At 45.0% G+C, this 21,871-nt stretch carries 19 protein-coding genes, 1 other RNA gene and 1 other annotated feature; of the genes, 4 read left to right on the forward strand and 16 right to left on the reverse strand.

Translation table 11 applies throughout. The features are described from left to right. Positions 1 to 24: 24 nt before the first annotated feature. Both SC79_RS08035 and cymR read right to left on the reverse strand, forming a co-directional pair. Complete coding sequence (locus SC79_RS08035; RefSeq protein WP_039074611.1) at positions 25 to 1,167, reverse strand: cysteine desulfurase family protein; 1,143 nt, start codon at positions 1,165 to 1,167, stop codon at positions 25 to 27. A gap of 18 nt (positions 1,168 to 1,185) precedes the next feature. Further along, a complete protein-coding gene (gene cymR, locus SC79_RS08040; protein WP_003225879.1) occupies positions 1,186 to 1,602 on the reverse strand; it encodes a cysteine metabolism transcriptional regulator CymR in 417 nt (138 codons plus the stop codon). 202 nt (positions 1,603 to 1,804) lie between these two features. Here cymR and SC79_RS08045 point away from each other — a divergent pair, with 202 nt between their 5' ends. After that, positions 1,805 to 3,070, forward strand: a complete 1,266-nt coding sequence (locus SC79_RS08045; protein WP_039074612.1) for a replication-associated recombination protein A — start codon at positions 1,805 to 1,807, stop codon at positions 3,068 to 3,070. A gap of 43 nt (positions 3,071 to 3,113) precedes the next feature. On the opposite strand, the gene SC79_RS08050 is transcribed toward SC79_RS08045, so the two are convergent. The 5 genes from SC79_RS08050 to SC79_RS19970 form a co-directional block, all read right to left on the reverse strand. Continuing rightward, a complete protein-coding gene (locus tag SC79_RS08050; protein WP_039074613.1) occupies positions 3,114 to 3,878 on the reverse strand; it encodes a tRNA threonylcarbamoyladenosine dehydratase in 765 nt (254 codons plus the stop codon). An 82-nt stretch (positions 3,879 to 3,960) separates the two neighbouring features. Continuing rightward, positions 3,961 to 4,153: non-coding RNA, 6S RNA (ssrS, locus tag SC79_RS19965), on the reverse strand. A gap of 60 nt (positions 4,154 to 4,213) precedes the next feature. Further along, a complete protein-coding gene (gene aspS, locus SC79_RS08055; protein ID WP_039074614.1) occupies positions 4,214 to 5,992 on the reverse strand; it encodes an aspartate--tRNA ligase in 1,779 nt (592 codons plus the stop codon). 13 nt (positions 5,993 to 6,005) lie between these two features. Beyond that, positions 6,006 to 7,280, reverse strand: coding sequence for a histidine--tRNA ligase (gene hisS / locus SC79_RS08060; RefSeq protein ID WP_039074615.1), 1,275 nt, complete (start codon positions 7,278 to 7,280; stop codon positions 6,006 to 6,008). A gap of 89 nt (positions 7,281 to 7,369) precedes the next feature. Then, positions 7,370 to 7,601: a binding site (T-box leader), on the reverse strand. Positions 7,602 to 7,661: 60 nt separating this feature from the next. Beyond that, positions 7,662 to 7,832: a YrzK family protein gene (locus SC79_RS19970; RefSeq protein WP_010331004.1), complete on the reverse strand. Its 171-nt coding sequence runs from the start codon at positions 7,830 to 7,832 to the stop codon at positions 7,662 to 7,664. Between the two features lie 131 nt (positions 7,833 to 7,963). On the opposite strand from SC79_RS19970, the gene SC79_RS08065 reads away from it, so the two are divergent. After that, a complete protein-coding gene (locus SC79_RS08065) occupies positions 7,964 to 9,517 on the forward strand; it encodes an SH3 domain-containing protein (RefSeq protein ID WP_039074616.1) in 1,554 nt (517 codons plus the stop codon). Positions 9,518 to 9,542: 25 nt separating this feature from the next. On the opposite strand, the gene dtd is transcribed toward SC79_RS08065, so the two are convergent. The 8 genes from dtd to comN all read right to left on the reverse strand — a co-directional run bounded on the left by dtd (position 9,543) and on the right by comN (position 18,930). Further along, on the reverse strand, positions 9,543 to 9,983 hold the full coding sequence (dtd, locus tag SC79_RS08070; RefSeq protein WP_039074617.1) for a D-aminoacyl-tRNA deacylase: 441 nt from the start codon (positions 9,981 to 9,983) through the stop codon (positions 9,543 to 9,545). Between the two features lie 11 nt (positions 9,984 to 9,994). Beyond that, positions 9,995 to 12,199 carry a GTP diphosphokinase gene (gene relA, locus SC79_RS08075; RefSeq protein WP_039074618.1) on the reverse strand — a complete coding sequence of 735 codons (2,205 nt, stop codon included), beginning with the start codon at positions 12,197 to 12,199 and terminating at the stop codon, positions 9,995 to 9,997. Between the two features lie 167 nt (positions 12,200 to 12,366). Continuing rightward, positions 12,367 to 12,879: an adenine phosphoribosyltransferase gene (locus SC79_RS08080; RefSeq protein WP_010331008.1), complete on the reverse strand. Its 513-nt coding sequence runs from the start codon at positions 12,877 to 12,879 to the stop codon at positions 12,367 to 12,369. Between the two features lie 5 nt (positions 12,880 to 12,884). Further along, the gene (gene recJ / locus SC79_RS08085; protein ID WP_039074619.1) at positions 12,885 to 15,245 is read right to left on the reverse strand and encodes a single-stranded-DNA-specific exonuclease RecJ; all 2,361 of its coding nucleotides are present in this window, start codon (positions 15,243 to 15,245) and stop codon (positions 12,885 to 12,887) included. A gap of 66 nt (positions 15,246 to 15,311) precedes the next feature. Further along, entirely contained in the window at positions 15,312 to 15,644 is a 333-nt protein-coding gene (locus tag SC79_RS08090) for a LapA family protein (protein ID WP_010331010.1), read from the reverse strand. Positions 15,645 to 15,720: 76 nt separating this feature from the next. Then, a complete protein-coding gene (locus SC79_RS08095) occupies positions 15,721 to 16,218 on the reverse strand; it encodes a cation:proton antiporter regulatory subunit (RefSeq protein ID WP_039074620.1) in 498 nt (165 codons plus the stop codon). A gap of 163 nt (positions 16,219 to 16,381) precedes the next feature. Next, positions 16,382 to 18,595, reverse strand: coding sequence for a protein translocase subunit SecDF (secDF, locus tag SC79_RS08100; protein ID WP_039074621.1), 2,214 nt, complete (start codon positions 18,593 to 18,595; stop codon positions 16,382 to 16,384). A 38-nt stretch (positions 18,596 to 18,633) separates the two neighbouring features. Continuing rightward, positions 18,634 to 18,930, reverse strand: a complete 297-nt coding sequence (gene comN, locus SC79_RS08105) for a post-transcriptional regulator ComN (RefSeq protein ID WP_039074622.1) — start codon at positions 18,928 to 18,930, stop codon at positions 18,634 to 18,636. A gap of 116 nt (positions 18,931 to 19,046) precedes the next feature. On the opposite strand from comN, the gene spoVB reads away from it, so the two are divergent. Beyond that, complete coding sequence (spoVB, locus tag SC79_RS08110) at positions 19,047 to 20,603, forward strand: stage V sporulation protein B (protein WP_039074623.1); 1,557 nt, start codon at positions 19,047 to 19,049, stop codon at positions 20,601 to 20,603. Between the two features lie 3 nt (positions 20,604 to 20,606). Here the strand turns inward: spoVB and SC79_RS08115 are convergent, their stop codons facing one another. After that, the gene (locus SC79_RS08115) at positions 20,607 to 21,263 is read right to left on the reverse strand and encodes a DUF421 domain-containing protein (RefSeq protein WP_039074624.1); all 657 of its coding nucleotides are present in this window, start codon (positions 21,261 to 21,263) and stop codon (positions 20,607 to 20,609) included. Between the two features lie 197 nt (positions 21,264 to 21,460). On the opposite strand from SC79_RS08115, the gene SC79_RS08120 reads away from it, so the two are divergent. Continuing rightward, positions 21,461 to 21,850, forward strand: a complete 390-nt coding sequence (locus SC79_RS08120) for a TIGR04086 family membrane protein (RefSeq protein WP_039074625.1) — start codon at positions 21,461 to 21,463, stop codon at positions 21,848 to 21,850. The last annotated feature ends 21 nt before the right edge of the window (positions 21,851 to 21,871 follow it).

The raw sequence follows: 21,871 nt of genomic DNA on the forward strand, positions 1-21,871 counted from the left end.
ATTCACTCCAATAACTAAGCCGCCTTATTGTGTCAGCCGTTTGACAACGTCGGCCACATGTTTGGCAGCAGTTTTCACTTGCTCAGCCGTATTGCCGAGGCCGAAGCTGATCCGAATTGAGGACGTCAGCCGGTCACTCTCTTCTCCGAACATGGCAGTCAGAACATGTGAAGGCAAAATTGAACCGGCCGTGCACGCTGATCCGCTTGAGATAGCGACTCCCGCCATGTCCAGATTCACCAGCAGCGCTTCCACTGATACACCGGGAAAATAAAGGTTCAGAACATGCGGCAGGCAATGCTCTTTATCTCCGTTGATCCCGAAAGCCACACCGGCATTTTCAAGCGTGTCGGTGATGATTGTCTTAAACGATTGATACCTTTCGTTTTTTTCATCCCGTTCTTCACTTGACAGGTTGATCGCTTCTTTCAGCCCGACAATTCCCGGCACATTTTCTGTTCCGGCACGGCGTTTTCTTTCTTGCTCTCCTCCAAATAAAAGCGGGGAAAGCTTCACATCTTTATTTGCATATAAAAAGCCTGTCCCTTTTGGCCCGTTGAGCTTGTGCCCGGAAACAGACAGAAGGTCAATATGGCTGTTTTTTACATCAATTGGCAGAAGCCCAAATGCCTGAACAGCATCGGTATGAAAATATGACTGGTGTTCCTTCAGCAGCTCACCGATTTCATCAATCGGCTGCACTGTTCCGACTTCATTATTTCCATACATCACTGTCACAAGGATTGTATCATCACGCAGTGCTTCTTTCACCTGTTTTGCACTGACTCTTCCATTTTGGTCAACATCGAGATACGTGATGTCAAATCCGTCTTCCTCAAGTTTTTCACACGTGTGAAGCACAGCGTGATGCTCAATTTTTGTCGTGATAATATGTCTGCCCACATCTTTTCTTGCAAGCGCGGTTCCTATGATGGCCAAGTTATCGGCTTCTGTCCCCCCGCTTGTAAAAACGATCTCCTGCTCCGCCGCTCCAATTTTGGCTGCAATCTGCGCTCTTGCTTCGTCCACCCATTTCCGAGATTCTCTTCCAAATGAATGAATGCTGGATGGATTGCCGAAATTGCCGGAGAAATGAGGGGTCATTTTTTCCAGCACGCGCTCATCCATCGGAGACGTTGCGGCATGATCTAAATAAATCCGTTCCATTATATTTGCACCTCTGATCTAAATATAGAACATATAAGCTTCTTGCTCTCCGTCTGTATAGCTGGCAAGATCCTCTAATGTTGTACTGTCTAAAACCTCTTTCACAGCATCACGTATGCGAATCCACAGCTCACGCTTGGCAGGCTCCTCGTCTTCCAGCACTTCAACAGGACTGATCGGCCCTTCGAGCACACGGATAATATCTCCAGCCGTGATCGCATCCGGCTCACTGCCTAATACATATCCGCCGTATGCGCCTCTGATGCTTTTCACTAAACCGGCATTTCTGAGCGGCGATACCAGCTGCTCCAAATAATGCTCAGACAGATTATTCGTCTGTGCGATGCTTTTTAATGAAGTCGGGCCTTCACCATGCTTTTTGGCAAGCTCGATCATAATGGTAAGCCCGTATCTTCCCTTAGTTGATATTTTCAACATGAACACCTCTGTTATTTCATGATTTTTCACATTTATAATAGTAATTTCTATATGATTCGTCCGTTTATGACTGAATAGACCAACTGTTATTATAACATACCTTGAGCGAATTTTCATTGAGGCAGGGGGGAAACGGCCCTTCTCCCTTTCCTAATGTCCGTTTTTCCGTTACCCTGTAAATAAGTAAGGAGAGATGATGATGAAGCCATTGGCATATCGGATGCGTCCGACAAAAATAGAAGATATTATCGGCCAGCAGCATCTGGTGGCTGAAGATAAAATGATCGGCAGAATGGTTCAGGCAAAACATTTGTCATCCATGATTTTGTACGGGCCGCCCGGAATTGGAAAAACTTCAATCGCAACAGCAATCGCCGGTTCAACAAGTATTGCTTTTCGAACGCTGAATGCTGTCATTAACAATAAAAAAGATATGGAAATCGTAGCTCAGGAAGCAAAAATGTCTGGCCAAGTGATTTTGATTCTGGATGAAGTTCACAGGCTGGATAAAGGCAAGCAAGATTTTCTGTTGCCCTATTTAGAAAACGGAATGATCATTTTGATCGGAGCAACCACGGCTAACCCATATCATGCCATTAATCCGGCGATCAGAAGCCGGACACAAATCTTTGAGCTTGAGCCGTTAACACCGGTACTGATTAAACAGGCTCTGGAACGTGCGCTCCATGATGAGGATCGGGGCCTTGGCACCTATTCAGTATCCATTGATGATCAGGCGATGGAGCATTTTGCGCACGGATGCGGAGGGGATGTCCGTTCCGCTTTAAATGCACTTGAACTGGCCGTGTTGACAACCAAAGAGTCATCAGACGGCGTGATTCATATTACATTGGACACGGCGGAGGAATGTTTGCAGAAAAAGAGCTTTACTCACGATAAAGATGGTGACGCGCATTATGATGTATTGTCCGCTTTTCAAAAATCGATCCGCGGCTCTGATGCCAACGCCGCTCTTCACTATTTGGCAAGATTAATTGAAGCAGGCGATCTTGATAGCATCGCAAGAAGACTGCTTGTCATCGCTTATGAAGATATCGGTTTAGCAAGCCCGCAAGCCGGCCCAAGAGTGCTGCACGCAATTCAGACTGCTGAGCGGGTCGGATTTCCCGAAGCACGAATCCCGCTGGCCAACGCGGTCATTGAACTTTGCCTCTCGCCAAAATCAAACTCAGCCATTCTGGCAATCGATGAGGCGCTTGCAGATATCAGAGCCGGAAAAATCGGGGAAATCCCGAAGCATTTAAAAGATGCCCATTATAAAGGAGCTCAGGAATTAGGAAGAGGAATCGACTATAAATATCCGCACAATTACGACAACGGATGGGTCGAACAGCAATATCTCCCTGAACCTTTAAAGAATAAGCAATATTACAAGCCGAAACAGACAGGAAAGTTCGAGTCCGCCTTAAAGCAGGTGTATGATAAATTAATGAAAAGAAAATAAAACAAAAACAGCCTTGCGTATCATCAAGGCTGTTTCTTATGCGTTATTTATCCTTCACACGTTTGATTTCAACATCTTTTAAAAGATCCATGACAACATGTCCGCCCATAATCAAACCGGCCACTGACGGCACAAAAGCATTAGAGGATGGCGGCATTTTTGCTTTGCGGATGTTCGCTTCGTCATTTCCCACTTCTTTTCTGACATCTTCCCGAATAACAATCGGGCTTTCGTCAGAGAAAATCACTTGAACGCCCTTTTTGATGCCCTCTTTGCGTAATCTCGTACGGACGACCTTCGCAATAGGATCAGTGTGCGTTTTTGAAATATCAGCGATTTGGAAGCGTGTGGGATCCGTTTTATTAGCCGCACCCATGCTGGAGATGAGCGGAATATCCCGCTGCAGACATTCTTTCATTAAATGGATTTTATAATGGATCGTGTCTGACGCATCAATGACGTAGTCAAGCTCATAGTCAAAAAATTGTTCATACGTTTCTTCGGTATAGAACATCTTTAACGCGATCACTTCACACTCCGGGTTAATGTCCGCGATCCGCGCTTTCATTAAATCAACTTTCGGCTGTCCGACAGTTGAAAGCAGCGCGTGAAGCTGGCGGTTTACATTTGTAATGTCCACATCATCTTTGTCGACAAGCAGAATCCGGCCGACGCCTGACCGCGCGAGGGCTTCCGCTGCGAACGATCCGACTCCGCCAACCCCCAGCACAGCAACCGTGCTGTTTTTCAGCGTTTCAAGGCCTTCTTTTCCGATAGCTAATTCATTGCGTGAAAACTGGTGTAACAAGAACCTCACTCCACATTCGTATTCTGGTTTCATCTATAAAATGGCTGATCCAAGAGCAGCCGTTTTTTCTGCGCACAAAAAATAAAGTCCCAATAGTGCCGTTGCAGCTTTCCTTTGTTTTGAACCCGCTCTCAGCAGGTGGGTGCCCTCTTTTAAATCTTGTAAGTCCTCTTTACCGAATGAAAAGAGGCATGTACGCCATTTAAAAATGCGGGCTCCCAAATCAAAAAAATGTTCGGTCAAAACTAGGTGTACAACTAACACATCAGGACTTTATTTAACTTGTCAAAATCATATCATAGACGATTTTGATTTTCAAGATTCGAACTACCCAATCAGTTCTTCACTTTTTTCTTAATAGAAAGATGAAGCTCATCAAGCTGGGCGTCGCTTACTTCCCCTGGCGCTTCGGTCATCAGGCAGCTTGCGCTTGCCGTTTTCGGGAATGCAATCGTATCTCTTAGGTTCGTGCGTCCTGCGAGAAGCATAACGAGACGGTCTAAGCCGAGCGCGATTCCGCCGTGCGGAGGAGCGCCGTAATCAAATGCTTCCAATAAGAATCCGAACTGCTCAGCTGCTTCTTCTTGTGAGAAGCCAAGAAGCGCAAACATTTTCTCCTGAATTTCTTTTTCGAAAATACGGATTGAACCTCCGCCAAGCTCATAGCCGTTTAAGACGAGGTCATAGGCTTGTGCTTTCATGTCTTCAGGCGCTGTTTCAATTAATTCAAGATCATCACGGACAGGCATTGTGAACGGATGATGGGCTGCGTAAAAACGGCCTTCCTCCGAATCATGCTCTAAGAGCGGCCAGTCGATCACCCATAAGAAATTGAACAGGTTTTCGTCAATCAGTCCGCGTTCTTTCCCAAGCTTTAAGCGCAAGGCGCCGAGCGATGCGGCAACCACTTCAAATGAATCCGCTCCGAACAGCAGCAAATCACCTTCAACGGCCTCAAGCGCATCAATCAACTTAGATTGCTTGTCTTCATCAAAGAATTTTGCGATTGGGCCTTTTACTCCGTCCGCCTCAACTTTCACCCAGGCAAGTCCTTTTGCCCCATAGTTTGCAGCAAAAACGCCAAGAGCGTCGATATCTTTTCTGGAGTAATCTCCCGCTCCGCCTTTTACGTTGATTGCCTTTACAACGCCGCCGTTTGCGACAGCTGATGAGAATACTTTAAACTCTGTATCCTTCACAATGTCAGACACATCTGTCAATAGCATATCAAAACGCGTATCCGGCTTATCCGACCCATAACGGTTCATTGCCTCATCGTATGTCATACGATGAAGAGGAAGCTTGAGTTCCACACCTTTTGTTTCACGCATAATCTTTGCCATCATATCCTCAGCCAATGACATGATATCTTCCTGGCTCATAAAGGACATTTCAATATCGATTTGCGTAAACTCAGGCTGGCGGTCTGCACGCAAGTCTTCATCGCGGAAACAGCGGGCAATTTGATAATAGCGTTCAATGCCTGACACCATCAGAAGCTGTTTAAATAGCTGCGGTGACTGAGGCAGCGCATAGAATTCACCTTCATGCACACGGCTCGGCACCAAGTAGTCACGTGCGCCCTCAGGTGTGCTTTTTGTTAAAATCGGCGTTTCAATATCAAGAAACCCATTTTCATCTAAAAAGCTCCGAACGGCTTTCGTCACGTTATGGCGCATCTGCATTGTTTGAAACATAGCCGGCCTGCGCAAATCCAAGTAACGGTGTTTTAAACGGACGTCCTCTGATACGTCTTCCGCTTGATCAGAAATCGCAAATGGCGGTGTCTTCGCAGCACTTAATACAGCCACTCCATCAGCGTGAATTTCGATTGCGCCTGTTTTCAAATTCTGATTGACTGTTCCTTCTTCACGCGCCACCACTTTCCCTTGAATATCAAGCACGTATTCGTTTCGAATGCCTTCCGCAATAGCAAGCGCTTCTTTTGACACATCAGGGTTAAATACGACTTGAACAATTCCCGTACGGTCGCGCAAGTCGATAAAAATCAATCCGCCGAGGTCCCGTCTTTTTTGGACCCAGCCTTTCAGCGTTACAGATTCACCAATTGCTTTTTCAGTTATTTCACCGCAATAATATGTTCTTCCAAACAATAGATTCCACTCCTTATCCCTTTTGGTTTGCCTTCATCACATGTATCAATTCATCAAGTGCCACTTCAATCTGTTCGCCCGTCTGTGCATCCTTAACATTGATTTTATTTTGGGCTAGCTCATCTTCACCCAAAATCGCAATAAATCTGGCATTCAGGCGGTCAGCTGTTTTGAACTGGCCTTTCATTTTCTTATTTTCATAATCGATTTCGCTGGAGATTCCTGCTTCTCTCAATTTGTACACCAATGAAACAGAATAATCCTTTGCTTTTTCGCCGAGCGTGACGACATAGCAATCAATTCCCTGATCGACAGGCAGTTCTCTTTTTTCAGCATCAATGGCGGCAAGCAGGCGTTCAATGCTCATCGCAAAACCGATACCCGGCGCTTCAGGTCCGCCGATCTGTTCGACCAAACCGTCGTAACGTCCGCCGCCGGCAAGGGTTGTAATCGCCCCAAAACCCTCCGCATTGCTCATGATTTCAAATGCCGTGTGGTTGTAATAATCCAGCCCTCTCACAAGATTAGGATCAATTTCATACGCAATGCCAAGATCGTTTAAGTATTGTTTCACTTTGTCAAAATAAGCCGCTGATTCTTCATTTAAATATGTCAAAATTGAAGGCGCTGATTTCATCAGTTCATGATCGCGGTCTTTTTTGCAATCCAAGATTCTGAGCGGATTTGTGTGCAGCCGTGACTGACAGTCTGAACAAAACTCTTCGATGCGAGGCTCAAAATGCTTCACGAGCGCTTCTCTGTAGCTTTTGCGGCTTTCTTGGTCGCCAAGGCTGTTTATCACAAGCTTAACATTTTGCAAACCTGCTTTTTGATAAATACTCATCGCAAGCGCCATGACTTCGGCATCAATCGCAGGATCTTTTGAGCCTATCGCTTCAATTCCAAACTGATAGAACTGGCGGTAACGGCCCGTCTGCGGACGTTCATAACGGAACATCGGCCCGACATAATAAAGCTTTGTCGGCTGGACAGGGTTTGCGAATAGCTTGTTTTCATTAAACGCGCGAACCGCCGCAGCTGTTCCTTCCGGACGAAGCGTCAGGCTTCTGCCTTTGCGGTCCTGAAAAGTATACATTTCTTTTTGTACGATATCCGTAGACTCACCAACACCTCTGGCAAACAGTTCTGTATGCTCAAAAATCGGTGTGCGGATTTCTTTATATTGATAAGTGCGGCAAGTGTCTCTCATAATTTGTTCAACAAACTGCCAGCGATCTGATTCTCCAGGCAAAATATCCTGTGTTCCTCTTGGAATGCTATATCCCATATGTAGACCTCCTTATGTATTCCTTATAAAAATATACAATGATCATTCATGATGAAAATAAAAAACTCCCGCCCCTACTATACATGTATAGTAGGGACGAGAGTTATACCCGTGGTGCCACCCTAGTTGGAATATGGTCATATTCCCACTCGATCCTTTAACGCAGGTTCACGTTCACTGCCTAATGACGGTATTACCGCGTTCAGCAGGAAACCTCCGGAGTGTTGTTTCGCGAAAGACGCAATGGGATCCGCTTTCAGCCTGGGGCGGTTCCTCTCTAGCCATGCAATCTGACCTACTCTTCTCCATTATCGGTTCAAATCTTTCATCATTTTGCTATGTACTCAATTTCTATTATAATAATGGGATTGCAGTCCTCTGTCAAGCTTTATTCCGGTTGTTATTCCTTATCGCTGCTTCTTTGGACATAAGACCGAATTCAGATGCTGTTTCAGTAAGATAACCGGTCGTTTCGGGATCTGCGTGATCGCTGTAATGCAGGTTTGCTTCACCGTCGTGAAACGCGCGGCCCATTTTTGGATGATATTTCATGATTTGCACACCTTTATGATTGTATTTACGCCTAGTATAAACATATCATTTTATTTTTATTTAAAAATCTGAAAGGACTTTACGATATTAAGCAAGAAAGCTTTTTTTACGATATCTGAAAGGAGGACGCAATGAGCAAGAAATACTTTGTTCTTATTGTATGTATTATTGTCGCCGGAACGCTTTTCCCGCCGTTTTCTTCCGTTACAGCCGCTCAGGGAGAAGCGGTCATCGCAACTGATGAAATGAACGTCAGAAGCGGCCCGGGACTTAGCTACGGTATTACTGCAGAAGCAAGAAAGGGAGAGCACTACCCGATTTTAAAGGAAAAAGGAGACTGGGTGCAGATTCAGCTTGGTTCCGGAGAAAAAGGTTGGGTGGTGTCCTGGCTTATTACAAAAGAAGACCTGAGCGGCACGAGCTCTTCGGATAGCAGTGGTACTGTTACATCAACAGATCCCGATCTTCGGATGAGAACAGGACCGGGGACTTCATATGACGTCATCGGCAAATTTCCGCAAGGCAGCCAAGGGTCTGTTATTGATAAAGATTCCGGATGGATCAAAATATCCTATCAGAATGCCACCGGATGGGTGTCATCTGAATATGTTACGTCAGGCGGCAGTTCAGCCGTATCTGAGGGAAATCAACAAACCGAATCTTCCGGTGCAACAACGGGCACTGTCGGCGTTTCTTCACTGCATGTAAGAGCCTCCGCCTCACATGACGCGGCGATTATAACGAAACTTGATCGCGGTACGAAAGTGACAATTCTCAACGAGAAAAATGGCTGGGCTCACATTGAAGCAAATGGGCTGAAAGGCTGGGTTGCAAGCCATTACCTTTTATCTAGTTCTGATCCAGCTGAAAGTTCAGCAAATGCCCACAGCTCATCCTCCGCTAAAAAAGCCTATATTGTATACGGAGGAACGAATGTTAGAAGCGACGCATCAACATCAGCTTCGATCGTGGAACGCGCTGCCAAAGGTGATTCCTACCCGATTACCGGTTCAAAGGGCAGCTGGTATGAAATAAAGCTTGATAATGGGCAGACTGCTTATGTCGCCAATTGGGTGGTTCAAACGTCTAAAAGCGCGGAAGAAGCAGGTGAACCCCCTGTCGCTGATTCTCCGTCCGGAAACGGCTCTCTGAACAATAAAACGATAATTGTTGATCCGGGGCACGGAGGAAAAGACAGCGGAACGATCGGCTATTCGGGTAAATTCGAGAAAAACCTGACGATCAAAACGGCAAAACTGCTCGCCGGCAAACTGAGATCAGCTGGAGCAGATGTGTATGTGACACGCCAGGATGATACATTCGTCAGCCTGCAGTCACGGGTCTCTACATCTCACTATCGCAACGCTGACGCCTTTATCAGCATTCACTATGACAGCTATGCAGATGCTTCCACGAGAGGCAGCACCGCTTATTACTACAGCCCTGCCAAAGATCAAGAACTAGCGGCGGATGTCCACTCTGAAGTGGTGAAGCGTTCTTCCATTCCAGACCGCGGCGTGTTGTTCGGAGATTATTATGTACTCCGTGAAAACAAACAGCCCGCTATGCTGTATGAGCTGGGATATGTAAGCCATCCGCAGGAAGAGGCCATTGTACATAGCAGCTCTTACCAAGAAAAAGTAACAGACGGTATCGAGAGCGGATTGGAGAAATATTTCCAATAAAAAAAGCTGCCTTTTGGCAGCTTTTTTATTTTGAATCCATCATAAGCGTGACTGGTCCGGAGTTTGTAAGCTGAACATCCATCATCGCTCCAAACATTCCAGTCTCCACTTTGATTCCTTTTTCACGAAGCAGGTCGTTCCATTTTTCATAGAGGGCTAAAGCTTTATCAGGTTTGGCGGCGTTCATGTAGTTCGGCCGGCGCCCTTTTTTCGTATCACCGTAAAGCGTGAACTGTGAGACGGATAGAATTTTTCCTCCTATATCTAAAAGAGACAGATTCATTTTCCCTTCACTGTCATCGAATATACGAAGATGAACAATTTTATCGGCTAAATAAGCAGCATCCTCTTCAGTATCATCGTGAGTGATACCGACCAGCACCATGACGCCTTGTCCAATTTGACCCACAACCTCTTCATTCACTGTAACGCTAGCTTCTGTTACTCGCTGAACAACTAATCTCATTTTCTAACCCCTTAGTTCATGACGCGGCGCACAGAGTAGATGTCTCTTATCTGTTTAATACGCTCGACGACTTTGTGCAAGTGATTGATGTTCTGAATAAAAATGGCCATATGAATGGTTGCCACTTTATTGCGATCCGATTTGCCAGAAACAGATGAAATATTTGTTTTCGTTTCATTCACTGCCTGAAGCACCTCGTTCAGCAATCCGCGGCGGTCATAACCAAGAATCTCTATCTCAACATTATATTCCTTGCGCTTTTGAACCTGCGACTCATGCTCCCACTCTACCGGAATCAGCCGCTCCAGCGCTTCATTCGTCTTGACATTCGGACAGTCTTCACGATGGACTGAGACCCCTCTGCCTTTTGTGATGAATCCGACAATATCGTCACCCGGTACAGGATTGCAGCATTTTGACAAACGGACAAGAAGATTGTCGATCCCCTTGACGCGGACGCCTGCTTCCCGTTTTCTGCCCTGCGGGTAAGGCTTAGATTCCGCAGTGACTTCCTGAACGCTCTTTTCCTGTTCTTCCTGATCGCGCTGCTTTCTCTCTTTTTCCGTCAGGCGGTTTGCGACCTGCAAAGCTGTAATGCCGTTGTAGCCGACTGCCGCGTACATATCCTCTTCATTTGAGAAATTAAACTTGTCAGCAACCTTCTGGATATTCTCCGGCGTTAAGACTTCCTTCACTTCAAAATCCAGATTTTTAATTTCTTTTTCGACCAGCTCACGGCCTTTTTCGACATTTTCTTCGCGCCGCTGTTTCTTAAAGAATTGACGGATCTTATGCTTTGCCTGGGATGTTTGGGCAAGTTTGACCCAATCCTGGCTCGGACCGTAGGAATGCTTGGAGGTGAGAATTTCAACGATATCACCTGTCCGAAGCTTATGATCCAGCGTTACCATTTTTCCGTTTACTTTGGCACCGATTGTTTTATTGCCGATCTCAGAGTGAATCCTGTAAGAAAAATCAATTGGAACAGAACCGGAAGGAAGCTCGATGACATCTCCTTTCGGCGTAAAGACATACACCATGTCAGAAAACAAATCGATTTTGAGTGATTCCATAAATTCTTCAGCATCTGTTGATTCATTTTGGAATTCTAAAATTTCACGGAACCAAGAAAGCTTTTTCTCAAAGGTTGCGCCTTCGCTGGCCGCTTTCCCTTCTTTATAAGCCCAGTGAGCCGCAACCCCGTATTCCGCAATTTCATGCATTTCAAAGGTGCGGATCTGCACTTCCAGCGGATCGCCTTTAGGCCCGATTACCGTTGTATGAAGCGATTGATACATATTCGGCTTCGGCATTGCGATGTAATCTTTGAATCTGCCTGGCATCGGTTTCCAGCAGGTGTGAATGATGCCGAGCACCGCATAGCAATCCTTTATGCTATTCACAAGAATACGGACAGCCAATAAATCGTAAATTTCGTTAAATTGCTTATTTTGCAGCACCATTTTGCGATAAATGCTGTAAATGTGTTTCGGGCGTCCCGAGAAGTCAGCTTTGATGTGCACTTCTTCGACACGTTTCTTCACTTCATTGACAACCTCTTCGACATAAAGTTCACGTTCTGCGCGTTTCTTTTTCATGAGGTTGACAATTCTGTAATATTGCTGAGGATTCAAATAACGGAGCGCTGTATCTTCCAATTCCCACTTAATTTTAGAAATCCCGAGACGATGCGCCAAAGGAGCGAAAATCTCCAGTGTTTCATTGGAAATTCTCCGCTGCTTTTCCTGAGGGAGATGTTTCAGCGTCCGCATATTGTGAAGACGATCCGCCAGCTTGATCAATATGACCCGGATATCTTGAGCCATAGCGACAAACATTTTGCGATGATTTTCCGCCTGCTGTTCCTCTTGAGATTTATATTTAATTTTGCCGAGCTTCGTTACGCCGTCCACAAGCATTGCCACTTCTTCAGAAAATGCTTCTTTCAGGTCATCGAGCGTCACATCTGTATCTTCCACGACATCGTGCAGGAATCCGCCCGCGATTGTGGAAGGGTCCATTTCCAGATCCACGAGAATCCCCGCAACCTGAATCGGATGAATAATATATGGCTCGCCCGATTTGCGGTATTGCTCGCGATGAGCATCTTCAGCGTATAGATATGCTTTTTCGACAAATGCGATATGCTCATCAGATAGATAGCTGCGCGCTTTATCAATAACTTGCTCGGCAGTCAATACTTGTTCGTTCGCCATGGAATCACCTTTTTTAGAATGTAAACTGTATTGTAGTTTATTATCAAGAAAAAAACGAAAGATGTAAAGAGCAGAAGTTCAAATCTCCAAATATTATATAAAATAAATGCAAACCAATAGGAAAAAAGCACCCTGACATGGAGTGCTTTTTCGTTATGCGATTATCTTTAATATTTCATCAATGTTAAGATATCATAATCTTCAAGCTTCTCTCTGCCGTCAAGGTAAGAAAGCTCGATTAAGAAAGCGATACCAGCAACAACGCCGCCAAGCTCTTCAACAAGTTTGATTGTCGCTTCAATTGTGCCGCCTGTCGCAAGCAGGTCATCTGTAATAAGCACACGCTGACCCGGTCTAATCGCATCTTTGTGGATTGTTAATACGTCTTTTCCGTATTCCAAGCCGTAGTCCACTTTGATCACTTCACGAGGCAATTTGCCTTCTTTACGAACCGGCGCAAAACCAACGCCAAGCGCGTAAGCAACAGGACAGCCGATAATAAAGCCGCGCGCTTCAGGTCCGACGACCAAATCAATTTGCTTTTCTTTCGCATATTCAACAATTTGGTCTGTGGCATAGCGGTATACATCGCCTTTATCCATCAATGTCGTAATATCTTTAAATTGCACGCCCTCTTTCGGGTAATCCGGTACAATTGTTACGTATTGTTTTAAATCCATCTGTTTTATGTCCTCCTCGTACTTTCATAAGCCTCTGAATCTTTTTTCATCAGCTTATTCAGCCATTCCTTCAGCTCTTCAGCAGAAGAATAATTCAGCTTTTGATCCAGTTCCATCAGCTGCTTCTTCTCCTGATATGTTTGTGAGTCTGTTAAGTCGCGTTTTTTCACTCCGCTAACCACAGACAGCACACCATTCTCTATTTTAACAAAACCGAGATCAAAAAACACCTTTGTCATGAAATTGATTGTTTCTATTGACCAACCTTTATGCCTCGCAAGCTCTGAACTGTGTTTTTTCACGTCGAAAGAACCTCTTTTCAGAAGAAACGCATAATACCATTTAAAGTAGTCTCTTGCGGGAAAAGCTGATAAAAAGTGGTCCTCATGATTGAGAAAAATAAAATATATCCGCTCAGGCGCCTTGCCTTCCAGCAAATGTGTGAGCATGTCCAACGAAGGCGGCGGATCCAGCAGTACAATATAAGCACCATCGAGATCAAACGCCTTCGCTTGATCTTCAGAGCTAATGACGTGCACTTCGCGGCGAAGGTCTTCATCCTCAAGAAGTGTTGTTGAATCTTCTTTGAAAGAAACAATAGCCCTTTTAGCAGCTGGAAGGGCGGAAACTGTGTCTTCCCACATCCGTTTTCCCCTTAAATCAAACAGCTGCCATTCAGAAACAGCGGCATCCTTAATCATTAGCTGCGGTTTTTTTCTATTGTTCCATTCGTTGATAGACATCTCACCGACAATTGAAATTCTTGAGCCGGGGACAATGCCTTCTTCAAGCTCACCTTTATGAAAACCGACGCAATCAAGCTGAGACGACTCGTTTTTGACCGTCATTTTTACATGATTTTTATTCGCGCCGATCTTGCGGACATCTTCCAGCACAGCGTTTTCCACGAGAACGTGCGGTTTCGGGTTCAGCATCCCAAAGGGGGACAGCAGGTTCATTTCTGTAATGCTGTCAACCGTAATGTCCTCGACACCGCAGACGAGATCAACTTCCTGTACAGGAATAAAATCCTCTTCCGCAAGCGTGTTTTCCGCTATTTCATTCAGCCTGTTTCGCAAATCCGGCACATCTTCGGCATTCAGCGTCATCCCCGCCGCCATTGGATGGCCGCCGAAATGAGGAAGAATATCTCTGCATTCAGAAAGGCTCTCGAATAAATTAAAGCCTCTGATGCTTCGGGCCGAGCCTTTAGCAATCCCTTTTTCTTCATCAATGCCAAGCACAATGGCCGGACGATAGAATCGGTCCACAAGCTTTGAAGCCACAATCCCGACGACACCTGGGTTCCACCCGGCTTTGGCCACGACGATTGCAGTTTGATCGAGACTTTGCTGTTCAACCATTTCAATCGCTTCATCCGTCATCTTGCTAACCATTTTTTGGCGCTCTTTGTTTAGCTGGTCAATTTCAGCGGCAAGCTCTTCCGCTTCTAACTGATCCTCTGACATAAGCAAATGGACAGCGGGATCCGCCTGTTCGATTCTCCCGACGGCATTCAGCCTTGGTGCAAGCTGGAACCCGACTGTTTCTTCGTTCGCTTCTCCAAGGTCTCCGCCTGACAGCTTGATCAGCTCTTGTAAGCCCAGCCGATTCGTCCGCCGAAGCCTTTCAAGTCCCAGTGTTGCAATTAATCTGTTTTCGTCATGCAGCGGGACAAGGTCAGCAATCGTGCCGATCGCTGCCAGGTCAAGCAGTTCATCTGGAAGTTCGCCCAATAAAGCGTGGGCAAGCTTAAACGCAACTCCGACTCCGGCCAGTTCTTTATACGGGTAGGTACAGCCCGGCTGCTTCGGGTGGACAATCGCGTGAACATCCGGAAGCTCCGGTCCCGGCTCATGGTGATCTGTAATGATAACATCCAGCCCGAGTTCCTTGGCCACATTTGCTTCATGCACAGCGGCAATCCCTGTATCAACCGTAATAATCAGAGAGAAGCCTCGTTCTTTAATCGAACGAAACGCCTGTTCATTAGGGCCATAGCCTTCTTTAAAGCGGTCAGGTATATAAAAATCAACTTGAGCCGACAGCTTTTGCAGTGTATGAAGCATCACTGAGGTACTGGTAACTCCATCGGCATCATAATCGCCATATATCATAATCAGTTCTTGTTGTGATATCGCCTGTTTTATTCGATCTGCCGCTTCTTTCATGCCCTTCATTTCAAAAGGATCATAAAAATCGGCATCCTTTGTATGTAAAAACAGGCTTGCGCTTTCTGCTGTATCAAAGCCTCTTTTTACAAGCAGGGACGCAACAAGAGGTGTGATATGCAATTGTTCTGTGAGTGATTTGACCTTATCCTGATCTGGTCGCTGGATTTCCCATCGCATTTTTGACGCTAACATAAATTCACCCCTCAACCACCCTATTATACTAGAGCAGGCTGAGGGGTTTCAAATATTATTCGAAAACTAGTCTTTTTTCTCAAGTCTGGCTGATGCATCCTGTGTGTCGTTCAGGTCAGGATGCAACGTATCCTCTTGTTTATGAATCGTGCCTTGTGCAGTTTTGTTTTCTTTCCTCAGCGCTTTTATTTCCCGCTTTAGTTTCATCACTTGAAAAATGCCGGCAGAAAATACGATCAGCGCTCCCATTAAAACAGAGCCTAAAATAACAAGAATAAGCGGCCACTCCGATCTGCCAAACAGATAATCAACTTCTACCGATCTTACATTAATCACAGCAAAAATAGCGACAATTAAGGTAAAAATAAGTGCGAAAATAATGGTCCATTGTTTATTCATTCTCTTTCCCCCAAACTTCACATTATTAGGTAACTTTCCCTGTCAAGGCTTGTTTTAAACATGGCTTGATGCTAGATCAAGCCTCATTTGCGGTTAATTTTTCCCGGATCAGCCTCTTCAGTCCGTTTCTCTCACCGGAAATCACAAGGGTATCTCCTTCATCAATGATGGTTGCCGATCCCGGATTCAATTGTTTTTCCTGATTCTTCTTAATAATCGCAATGATGGTCACATGATATTCCTGCCCTGCATTCAAATCACCGATTGTATGATGAATGGCAGGCGCTCCAACCTCTGCTTTACACCACTCTATAATTAAATCATTAAGGGCTGCCTCGACAGTTTCCAATGCTTTTGGTTTATATGCCATTCCGCCCAGAATGGCAGAAATTTGCCTGGCTTCAGCGTCATCAAATTGCACCGAGGCAACACATTCTTCATGATCATTTTCATCAAAATAGTACAGCTCTCTCCGTCCGTCATGATGAATAATAATTGAAATTTTATCACGGTTTCTCGTGATGATTTCCACTTTATGCCCGATGCCCGGCAACACTGATTCACGAACCCTCATATATAAACCCTCCCACATATCTGAAAACCAGCCACAATACTTTTTAACACCATTCATTTATATGTGTAAATGTAAGCGCATGTCATTATAGCAAATGTCTATTTTAAGTTCAATGAAACTTCAAAAAAACAGGCTGCCCAGCAAAGGACAGCCTGACACTTTTTTATTGAATCGAATCTTTTTTCAGTTCTTTCCCTTTCCATACAAGCCAAATTTGCGCGGCGATGTATAGGGATGAATATACACCTGTCAACAGCCCGATTAACAGTGCGACTGAGAAGTTCGTAATAGAACCCGCTCCAAAAATCAACAGCGCCACTACAACAATCACTACAGTCAGTACCGTATTTACTGAACGCGTAAAGGTTTGCTGCAGGCTTAAGTTTACGATATGTTTCAGGTCAGCAAATGTTTTCGGCTTGCGTTTTTTCATATGCTCGCGAATCCTGTCAAATGTAACAATTGTATCGTTTATCGAATATCCGATAATCGTCAGGACGGCGGCAATAAACGTAACATCTACTTCCAGCCTTGTCATGCTGAAAATGGTAAGGATGAAGAAAGCGTCATACAGCAGCGAAGCAATAGCGGCAATCGCCATTTTATATTCAAACCGGATCGAAACGTAAATGATGATACAGATAGAAGCGATCGCGACTGCGTACAGGGCATTTCTCGCGAGCTCTTTACCGACTGTCGGTGAAACTGTGCTGACATTCGGCTCTGTCCCATATTTGTCTTTGAAGTACGTTTTTACTTCGGCAATCGTTTCTTTATCTGGCACCCCGACAAAACGCGCAACCCCGATATTGCTTTTGTCACCAGAAAGTACAATCGTATCAGGGTCCATCCCAAGTGATGCAAAGTCTTTCTCCACCTGCTCTGTGGTCAGCTTATGGTCGCTTTGCACTTCAATCCGTGAGCCGCTTGCAAAATCAATGCCCAGATTCAGCTTAAACACGAGCAAAATAATAATTCCTATAACAGTGATGGCACTGGAGAATATGAGGAAAAATTTACGCTTGCTTGTGAAGTCCCAGTTTTGGAACGGCGTATACGGTTCGGTATTTTCATCTGTATGCTGAATATCCATGATATGTTTCTTTTTGACACCGAACCAGCCTTTTTTCCGATCAAACCATCTGCTTTCCACAAGAAGCGACAGCAAAAATCTAGATAAGAAAACCGCTGTGATAAAGCTTGTCAAAATCGACAGGATCAACATTGTCGCAAACCCTTTTACAGAGCTTGTCCCAAAGATGAAGAGCACAACCGCCGCAATGATCGTTGTAATATTGGCGTCAAGAATCGTCGCGAACGACCGTCTGTTTCCTGAACGGAAGGCAGAGCGGACCGACTTTCCTAGCTTAAGCTCCTCTTTAATCCGTTCATAGGTGATGATATTCGCATCAACAGCCATCCCGACACCTAATATGAGCGCGGCAATTCCCGGAAGTGTGAGTACAGCATTCATCCAGTCAAAGACCTGGAGTGTAATATAGATGTAAACCGACAGCGTAATCACTGCGATAAATCCAGGCAGGCGATAATAGAAAAGCATAAATAAGAAAATAATTGCGATTCCGATAATGCCTGCAAACACCGTATCCTGCAGCGCCTGCTGTCCAAATTGTGCGCCTACTGATGTTGAATATTTTTCAGTCAGTTTTACAGGAAGCGCGCCGGCGTTTAAAATGCTTGCGAGATCTTTCGCTTCTTGAACCGTAAATTGACCTTCAATTGTAACATCTCTTGTGTTTAATTCTTGGCTTACATTTGGAGCAGATACATACTTGGGATGCTCTTTTTGAACTTCTTTTCTAAAGGAGTCTCCTTTTTCGTAATCCATCCAAATGACAAGCTGATTGTTTGGCGCCATGTTCATGACTTTTTTAGTCACTTCGCCGAATTTATCAGCATCTTTCAGTTTAATGCTGACAATGGGTTCATTTGTTTTGGCGTCATATGTTTGTTTAGCCCCGTTTTCGACGAGGTCAGAGCCATTCAGCAATTCTTTATCATTTGTATCCCTGAAAGAAAGCTGAGCTTCAGTGGCTAAGATTTCACGTGCTCTGTTTTGGTTTGTCACCCCAGCGAGCTGAACGCGAATCCGGTTATTCCCTTCGATTTGAATGTTCGGTTCGCTGACACCGAGAACATTGGCCCTGCGGTTCAACGCCTCTACTGTGCTGACCAGAACATCTTTTGTGATTTTGTCACCTTTTTTTACGGGCTGTACATCATACAGCACCTCAAATCCGCCTTGCAAATCCAATCCTAACGTAATATTGTTAGCCGCAGGCTTCGTAAAGTAGCCTAAACCCGTGCCAATCAATAAAACGAGAAGGAAAAACGCAATCAAGCGCCCTTTTTTCATTATGTATATCCTCCCTTAAACCTATGTGAATCAGCCTGCTATCTCAGCAGTTCTTCCAATGCTTCCTGGCCTTCTTCACTGCCCAGCCAATTAGACGCTTTAAACGACTCAACAGTTGCATAGTTCATAAATTCGCCAATTTTCACTGATAAAATATCGCTTGTCAGTTCATAAATGTGCAGTTCCGTTTTCTTTTTCCACTTCTTATCTGTTAAGTACGACCACAAACTTTCGAGTTCAACATCATCGTATCCGAGAATCTTAAACTCTTCCAATTTGCTGCGAAGAAACGGCCTGACGTGGTCTTTATATAGATCGGCGGGATGCTTCTCCATGAATTCCACGCTCCTTTTTTTATTGTTTTTCAAGAAGACTTGTCATGCTTGGACGATATAAACGCATATCTTTATTGTATATGATTACAGGTAGTTTGAGAAGGCAGGGGGTAAAAATGGCGAAACAGACGTTTTTAAGGGGCACTCTTATCCTGATCGCTGCAGGAATGGTTACAAGAATGCTCGGTTTTGTCAACCGGGTGGTGATCGCCCGGTTTATCGGTGAAGAAGGAGTCGGGCTTTACATGATGGCGGCGCCGACCTTTTTCTTGGCCACTACATTAACTCAATTCGGTCTTCCGGTCGCGATCAGCAAGCTTGTGGCTGAAGCCAGCGCGCGCGGAGATCATCAAAAAACAAAAAATATTTTAGTCATGTCACTGACCATCACAGGAGTGCTCAGCCTAATCTTTACACCGCTGTTTTTATTTTTCGCCCCGGTTATGGCGGAAACGATGCTGACAGATAAGAGAACACTGTACCCGCTTCTGGCCATAACGCCGGTTGTGCCGATCATTGCCATATCCAGTGTACTCAGGGGATACTTTCAAGGAAAACAGAATATGAACCCGCTAGCCGTGTCACAAGTTCTTGAACAGGTCGTCCGCATTTCACTTGTCGCTGTATGCACGACGATTTTTCTCCCTTACGGAATTGAATATGCCGCAGCAGGAGCAATGATATCTTCGGTCGCAGGTGAACTGGCGTCACTCCTTTATTTGTTTGTTTGCTTTAAGTATAAAAAAACAATTAAAATCAGAAAGCATTTTTTCCAATCCATTAAAAACGGCAAACAAACCTTCACCCAATTAATGAGCGTGTCCCTTCCTACCACGGGAAGCCGCTTTATCGGCAACCTCTCTTGGTTTTTCGAGCCGATTGTCGTCGCTCAAAGCCTTGCTATCGCCGGCGTGGCGACAGTTGCCGCCACGAAGCAATACGGGGAGCTGACCGGCTTTGCCATGACGCTATTGACTCTGCCCAGCTTTATTACATATTCTTTGTCGACTGCACTAGTTCCTGCGATCAGTGAAGGAATGGAACAGAAAAAACTGCAGGTGGTGGAATACAGGCTGGAGCAGGCAATGCGTCTGTGCCTGCTCAGCGGGGGGATTGCAGTTGTCATTTTGTATGTATTTGCGGATGAGCTGATGAGGGTGATGTATGGTTCCTCAGGCGCAGCTGTATTTATCAAAGTCATGGCCCCGTTTTTTTTGCTATATTATTTTCAAGGCCCTCTTCAAGCTGTGCTGCAGGCGCTTAATTTAGCGGGTGCAGCGATGATGAACAGCTTAATCGGGGCCCTTGTCAAAACGGGCCTTATCTTCGTACTTGCCACCAGACCGTCCCTCGGCATAATGGGCGCGGCATTAGCCATCGTAACAGGCATGGTGCTCGTTACGCTTTTGCATGCGGCGACAGTGAGCAAGGTGCTGCCAATCAGTATCAAAATCAAGGAGTACGCGCTCAGTTTCGCTGTGATTGTGGTATGCGGATTCATCAGCTCCGCTATCAAACAATATGTAACCTTTGGCGCGTCCGAAGTTGTGAATGTCGCCGGATGGATTGTGATGAGCGCTGCCGTCTATATCACCCTCCTGCTTGTTTTCCGTTTAATTAAAAAAGATGAGCTTCGCCGCATTCCCATTATCGGACAGCTGATCGTCCGATAATGCTCACGTGCGAGGCCCATCTTTTTCATCAATAAATAATTCTCCGTCAGTAAACGAGCAGAATGAAATCTGTGAAGGATTTGTATATCCGTGTTTTCTTAATTTCTCGAGCAGCCATTGCTTATCTTTACCGATTCTTGACAGGTTTTCTGTTTGGATAGCGCCGTCTATAATGAGCGGCATTTCGAGCTGCCGATGCTCGCCGCTCTTTTCTTTTTTGACAACTGTCAGTTTGCCTGACGGCTCCAAAATGGCAAATGATACATCAGCTACTCTGTCGATATTATTTTCTCTGAGCTGAACCATTAAATCATCAAAATTATAACGCTGTGATTTCATTGCGTCTTCGTCAATTTTTCCATATTTAATAATAATCGTCGGCTTGCCGTCCAGAAGCTGGCGGATTTTTCGGTTTTTTAAAGAAAAGTATGCGAATGTCACTTGAATAATCATTAAGACAAGCATTGGCAAAATGGTGTGAAATAGATGATCTTCTACGTTTTCTATCGCTAAAACAGCAATTTCAGCCATCATGATAAAGACAACGAGGTCTAAAATGCTAAGCTCCCCGATCTCCCGTTTGCCCATAAAACGAAAAATGACCAATATCACAAAATACAATATGATCGTGCGAATCGTAATAGTGAGAAGCTCTTCCATAATACACCTCCAACTCACCATAGGATGCAACAAAACGAACTAATTATGTAAGATGAACAAGTCGATTTCATAAAGCTTTTACGTCTAATTATCGGGTTAAGGGAATACATTTTTACAAAGACGAGCCATCAGCATGTCTGACGGCTTTGTTCAAAAAGAACAGAGGCCTTTTTAATACAGGCAGAGAGGAGACATTCATGGAGGAAACGAAACAAGTTGGAAAAGGCATTTTTTACGGCTTAATCGCCATTTTCTCAGCCATGCTTCTGACGAGCTTAGCCGTTTCACTTTTACTGACGGCAACCTCGCTTGAAGAGTCGTCATTTAACTGGCTGATCACCGCCATCTCATTTCTTTCTTTATTCATCGGCGGGTTTATCTCAGGAGGAAAAGGGAAGGAAAGAGGCTGGATGATCGGGGCGTTGACTGCCTTAAGCTTTTCAGTGATTATTTTGTTGTTTCAGTATTTAGGGTTCGGAATAACATTTACAGCGGAGCAGCTGCTTTACCATCTAGGATTTTTAGGGGTCTGCATGCTGGGCGGGATTTTCGGCGTGAATATGAGGGGAAACAGGTCTTCCACATAAAAAAGAGCGGAATCATCCGCT

This window comes from Bacillus sp. MSP13 (genome assembly GCF_000815295.1).
Classification (GTDB): domain Bacteria; phylum Bacillota; class Bacilli; order Bacillales; family Bacillaceae; genus Bacillus; species Bacillus vallismortis.